This window comes from Actinocorallia lasiicapitis (assembly GCF_054778695.1).
This window is the reverse complement of sequence record NZ_BAAGZI010000492.1, coordinates 1-3,790: the sequence shown is the minus strand read 5'-3', so window position 1 is coordinate 3,790 and position 3,790 is coordinate 1. Positions and strand designations below refer to the sequence as shown.

The following is a 3,790-nucleotide window of genomic DNA, read 5'->3' as shown; positions in this document are numbered from 1 at the left end:
CCGCCCGCGCCCTGGTCGCCGCGATGGGCGCCGCGGGCTGGCCCGGCGACGACCGGATCGCCGACGTCGTCCGCACCGTCCTGGCCGAGGACGACAGGCAGGTGAGCGCGGTGCTGCGGTTCGCGGCGACCGAGGTCGTGCCCCGGCTGGCGCGGACGACCGACGAGCTGACGCACACCCTGCACGCCCTGGCGGGCGGCTATGTCCCGGCGGGCCCGTCGGGTTCGCCGCTGCGCGGACTGATCAACGTGCTGCCGACGGGCCGCAACTTCTACTCCGTCGACCCCAAGGCCATCCCGAGCCGGCTCGCCTGGGCGACCGGCCAGGCCATGGCCGACTCCCTGCTCGCCCGCTACCAGGACGAGCACGGCGAGTTCCCGCGGAGCGTCGGCCTGTCGATCTGGGGCACGAGCGCGATGCGGACGTCCGGCGACGACATCGCCGAGGTCCTGGCGCTGCTGGGCGTCCGCCCCGTCTGGGACGACGCGTCCCGCCGGGTGACGGGCCTGGAGCCGATCCCCGCAGACGAGCTGGGCCGCCCCCGGATCGACGTCACCGTCCGGATCAGTGGTTTCTTCCGTGACGCGTTCCCGCACGTCGTGGCGATGCTCGACGACGCCGTCCGGCTGGTCGCGGCGCTCGACGAGCCGGACGAGACCAACTTCGTCCGCGCCCATGTCGCCGCCGACCTGGCCGAGCACGGCGACGAACGCCGTGCGACGCTGCGCGTCTTCGGTTCGAAGCCGGGATCCTACGGTGCGGGCATCCTGCCGTTGATCGACAGCCGGAACTGGCGCGACGAACGGGATCTCGCCGAGGTCTACGCGGTCTGGGGCGGTTTCGCCTACGGCCGGGGGCTCGACGGCCGTCCGGCCCGCGACGACATGGAGAGCGCCTACCGGCGGATCACGGTGGCCGCGAAGAACGTCGACACGCGTGAGCACGACATCGCCGACTCCGACGACTACTTCCAGTACCACGGCGGCATGATCGCCACGATCAAGGCGCTGACCGGGAAGGCGCCGACCGCCTACATCGGCGACAGCACCCGTCCCGACGCGATCCGCACCCGCTCCCTCACCGAGGAGACCTCCCGGATCTTCCGGGCGCGGGTCGTCAATCCGCGCTGGCTGGCCGCGATGCGACGCCACGGCTACAAGGGCGCGTTCGAGCTGGCCGCCACGGTCGACTACCTGTTCGGCTACGACGCCACCACCGGAGTGGTCGCCGACTGGATGTACGACACGCTCGGCAAGACCTACGTCCTGGACGAGGAGAACCGCGCGTTCCTCACCGAGTCCAACCCGTGGGCGCTGCACGGGATCGCCGAACGCCTGCTGGAGGCCGCCGACCGCGGGCTGTGGGAGCACCCTGATCCGGACGTCCTGGACGGGGTCCGCCAGGCGTATCTGGAAACCGAAGGCGACCTCGAGGCGGGTACCGAGTGATCGGCCGCGACGTCGGTTAGTGTCGGTACCGTGACGAAGATCCGTATCGGCCTGGCGGTGGCGACGGCCGTCGCCACCTGGGCCTTCCGCGACATCCTGCCCGCTCTCGGCGCCCTGTCCCCCGGCGACCGGGTGAAGCGTTCGCCGCACTACCGGGACGGGGTCTTCCACAACCAGGGCGTCAGCCCCAACAGCGCGAACCCCCGGCTCATGGCCGGGGAGTTCCTGAAGCGGGGCAAACGCCACCCGGAGCTGCCGGTTCCACTGCGCACACCCGATTTCTCCGGTGACGGCCTGAGCGTCCACTGGCTCGGCCACGGCACCTCACTCGTCGACATCGACGGGCGGAAGGTCCTGTTCGATCCGGTCTTCTCCGAGCGGGTCTCGCCGAGCCGCCTGTTCGGCCCCCGGCGGGTGCACGAGGCGCCCGTCCGGCTCGAGAACCTGCCCGAGCTCGATGTGATCGCGATCTCGCACGACCACTACGACCATCTCGACCTGGGCTCGGTCCGTACTCTGCTGCGCACGCAGACGGCGCCGTTCGTGGTGCCGCTGGGCGTCGGCGCCCATCTGGAGCGGTGGGGCGTGCCGACGTCGCGGATCGTGGAGCTGGACTGGGACGAGCAGGCCGTCGTCGCGGGGCTCAAGATCACCGCCACTCCGTCGTACCACTTCTCCGGCCGCGGCCTGCAGCGCAACCCCACGCTGTGGTGCTCGTTCGTGGTCGCGGGACCCACGAAGAAGATCTTCTACACGGGCGACTCCGGCTACTTCGACGGCTACGCGCGGATCGGCGAGCAGCACGGCCCGTTCGATCTGACCCTGATGCAGATCGGCGCGTACAGCGCCGCCTGGTCCGACATCCACATGACGCCCGAGGAGGCCGTCACGGCGCATCTCGATCTCCGTGGCGGCCTCCTGATCCCCGTACACTGGGCCACTTTCGTGCTGGCGATGCATCCGTGGGCCGATCCCGCCCGCCGGATCGTCGCCGAGGCGGAGCGGCGCGGCGTCACCGTCGCGATCCCCCGGCCCGGCGAGCGGGTGGACGTCGCGAACCCGCCCAAGCCCGACGGCTGGTGGGACGAGATCGCCTAACCGTCGTTCGGCTCCTCGCGGGTGACCTCGCGGAGCGTCGCGACGACCGTGCCGAGTTCGGCGGCGAGACCGGCGAGAGTGGTGCGGTCGTTGCCGCTGAACTGGACGGTCCGCAGCTCGTCGGGTTTGGGGAGCTGCGCCACGATCTCCGGCAGGGTCCTGATCAGCTCCGACTGGAGGCTCGCGGGGCTCCGGTCGTTGGCGATCGCGGCCTGTGCCCGGTCGCGTTCCAGGGCGAGCAGCGCGACGTCATGGGCAGTGCGCTGCCGTTCCAGCTCCCGTTCCAGCTCGGCCTGCTGCTCGTCGCGGGCCAGTTCCCTGGCCAGCCGAGCCGTCTCGGCCTCCACATCGTGGCGGCGCAGCTCCTCGGTCTTCTCGGTGTCGAACCGGCGGGCCGCTTCACCCGTCTCGGCGTCGAATCTGCGGGCGGCTTCGGCGGCCTCGATCGCGAATCGGCGTGCCGCTTCGGCCGTCTCCAGTTCGAACCGGCGGGACTCCTCGGCGGTCTCGGCGTCGAACCGGCTGGCGTCGTTGGTGCGTCGCAGCTCCGCGAGCTCCCGCTCGTGCTCGATCCGCCGGGTCTCCTTGACGCGCGCCGCCGTCATCTCCCGTTCCGAGACGACGCCCTCGGCCTCCAGTTCGGCGAGCCGCGCGATCCGCGCCTGCTCCGACCGGAACGGTTTCTGCAGGTTCTCCCAGAGCCGCGAGGAGGAGACGACCGCCTCCTTGATCTGGACGGTGACGATCCCGATGCCCAGCCCGTCGGCGACGCCGCGCAGCCGCGCCGTCAGCTCCTCGATGATCGGCTGCTTGTCCGACAGGACGTCGTGGACGCTCAGCGTCGCGACCTTGTCCTTGATGGCGGCCTCGGCCTGCTCCTTGAGCTGGAGGTTGACCAGCCGCATCGGGTCGTCGGCATCACTGAAATCGAGCTTGCGGTAGGCGGTCGCGAAGTCCGAGATAATCCACTGGACGTAGCCTTGGACGAGGACCCCCTGCAGCTCACGGCAGATGCAGTAGGCGTTGATCAGGATGGTCTGGGTGGCGCCGGGGACGACCAGGAACGTGTCGGTCGCCGGAGTGAACCGGAACGACATGCCGAGCCCGAGATGGAGCGGCTCGGCCCGGCCGCGCCGGGTGTGCACGACGAACGCGTTCGGCGGCACCAGCACGGTCTTCCAGCGCCAGAACCCGCTGATCCGGACGTCGACGGCGCGGGGCCCCGGCTCGGCGGCGGCGCCGCC

The 3,790-nt window shown here is 70.9% G+C and carries 3 protein-coding genes; 2 read left to right on the top strand and 1 reads right to left on the bottom strand.

The features are described 5' to 3' along the window. Both ACYVE7_RS30885 and ACYVE7_RS30880 read left to right on the top strand, forming a co-directional pair. Positions 1–1,448: cobaltochelatase subunit CobN (locus tag ACYVE7_RS30885; RefSeq protein WP_460369701.1), on the top strand; the 1,448-nt coding region annotated here is incomplete at its 5' end. 30 nt (positions 1,449–1,478) lie between these two features. Continuing rightward, on the top strand, positions 1,479–2,546 hold the full coding sequence (locus ACYVE7_RS30880; RefSeq protein WP_460369700.1) for an MBL fold metallo-hydrolase: 1,068 nt from the start codon (positions 1,479–1,481) through the stop codon (positions 2,544–2,546). On the opposite strand, the gene ACYVE7_RS30875 is transcribed toward ACYVE7_RS30880, so the two are convergent. Further along, a partial coding sequence (locus ACYVE7_RS30875; RefSeq protein WP_460369698.1) for an SPFH domain-containing protein occupies positions 2,543–3,790 on the bottom strand: 1,248 nt, incomplete at its 5' end. The two genes, ACYVE7_RS30880 and ACYVE7_RS30875, sit on opposite strands and share 4 nt — an antisense overlap.